A 2,014-nucleotide genomic window follows, 5' to 3' on the forward strand; every position below is an offset into this window, starting at 1 on the left:
TTTTATATTATCGCTCTATCCAATGGGTATTTCTAAACCCGGTACGCTATATCTAGTGGTCGTGCGTAAGTCCTGTTCAAAGTAGCGCAGCAGTGTCGAACCGCGTCCTTGTCCTTGGCGGTCAGGTCGGATCGCGATCAATTGTAGGTTCCACGTCTGATTGGTCATCCGTTCTGGCTCGCAGTAGGCGACCCTAACTGGCCCATTGTCGTCATCGGTGAGCCAGAAATGAGCACTGTCGCTCTTGCCACCGAAGTAATCAGCCAGCATTTCGCTCAGTTCCTCAACCTCCTTCGGCCCGAAGCCGATCGCGTCGGCTATGGCCATAAGTGCAGTCCTGTCATCCGGTGTGGTCGATCGAATCATGGCGAACTCCAGCATATTGAGTTCAGTAGATTGTCTTACGGTATACTACAAAAGGCAATTAGTTTTGCTCTGAATCCTCACAGATAACTTTTAAGCTGCTGCCCTCACTGACCCACTAGCGACCTAACTCAGCGCTTAACTTGCGGATATTGAGTGGTGAAATTTGGTGAGATTTTGCAAACTGAGTTCAGGGCGCAACAGCTTAGGCCATAAGTTATTTAGAGGAAATAGACGTTTCGCTTTTAATAAAAAATCACATTTAAGTTGTACAGCTCAAGGTTTTCTGATTACAGCTCAAGGCTTTCTGATTTTTGACTCCATTCTGCAATTCCTACTTCACCCATAACCAAAATAGGAAAAATACCTCATGTCTACATTCAAATACAACCGTCTAGACAAGAATAATGCTGCGGTTTTGCTCGTCGATCATCAAACTGGACTGTTCTCACTTGTGCGTGATATTGGTGCCGCCGACTTCAAAAATAATGTGCTGGCGCTGGCAAGTGCAGCCCAATTTTTCAACCTGCCTACAATTTTGACAACCAGCTTTGAGCAAGGCCCCAATGGAGTCATCATCCCTGAACTGAAGGAGAAGTTTCCAGATGCTCCCTTTATTCCGCGTCCCGGACAAATCAACGCTTGGGACAACGAGGACTTTGTTAAAGCAGTAGAAGCAACAGGCAAGAAGCAATTGATCGTGGCCGGAATTGTCACTGATGTATGTGTTACTTTTTGTGCGCTTTCGGCATTGGAGGCAGGTTATGAGGTTTTTGTTGTCACCGATGCCTCTGGAACCTTCAATGAAGCCTGTCGCTATGCAGCTTGGGATCGAATGTCTCGTGCTGGAGTTCAGTTGGTCAATTGGTTTAGCGTTGTGTGTGAATTGCACCGTGACTGGCGCAACGATATTGAAGGACTGGGTAGTCTCTTAGCAGAGTTTATTCCTGACTACAAAAACCTGATGACTAGCTATGCAGCAACGGCAAATCCTGGATCTCCCAGTAAGTAGTGAGAAAGCGCCTAGTTTATTTAGCTCCTGTGTAACTGAGTTAATATTGTCATCGCTAGGTTATCAACTTTAGGTGAAACGTAGCGGTGGCAACTACTTCGTTGTAAGTCACGTAGAGGGTGTTTTTAATCGCTCTTGTCAATGATTGCAAGTCTTTGTCTGGGCAGAACTAGGTCACAATTTCAGGCTACTTAAAAGATACGCCCCCCTCTGCCTACGATCGGCAAGAACCCTATCTGCGACTCATTTTTGGTTCATAGGCATTACTGATATTGAAGCCATCCATGCCGATAATCTCATGGGTGGAGAGGAGACTCGATCACAGGATCTCGCCCATGCCCAAGCTGCCTTACAAGCTGCTGGATCTCGCTAGTCATTTCCTCTCATGCCCAACCTTCTCGATCGCATTCCTCAATCTCCCTTCTGTTTCCAGACGTGCTGCCGAAAATTGCCCAGCAATTTGGTGTGTCTAGGGTGGTTGTTCTGAATAAAACTTTTCTCTTAATTCTCTAAATTATATGTTGGAAGAACCGTTGGCGAGCAATACCAGTGAAGAAAACTCTCTAGTACAGCTCGGCGTAAGTAGACAGACTATATTTGTGGTAGAATAACATAGTTAGTTTAGACCAGTTCCGGTAG

At 45.9% G+C, this 2,014-nt stretch carries 2 protein-coding genes; one reads left to right on the forward strand and one right to left on the reverse strand.

Going from position 1 to position 2,014, the window contains the following annotated elements:
• Positions 1-15: 15 nt before the first annotated feature.
• Positions 16-366 (reverse strand): GNAT family N-acetyltransferase, encoded by a 351-nt coding sequence (locus QUA04_RS29435; protein ID WP_333264271.1) that lies wholly within the window; start codon positions 364-366, stop codon positions 16-18.
• 367 nt (positions 367-733) lie between these two features.
• On the opposite strand from QUA04_RS29435, the gene ycaC reads away from it, so the two are divergent.
• The gene (gene ycaC, locus QUA04_RS29440) at positions 734-1,375 is read left to right on the forward strand and encodes an isochorismate family cysteine hydrolase YcaC (RefSeq protein WP_333264274.1); all 642 of its coding nucleotides are present in this window, start codon (positions 734-736) and stop codon (positions 1,373-1,375) included.
• Positions 1,376-2,014: the final 639 nt, after the last annotated feature.

This window comes from Microcoleus sp. S13_C5, from assembly GCF_036700845.1.
Taxonomy (GTDB): domain Bacteria; phylum Cyanobacteriota; class Cyanobacteriia; order Cyanobacteriales; family Microcoleaceae; genus Microcoleus.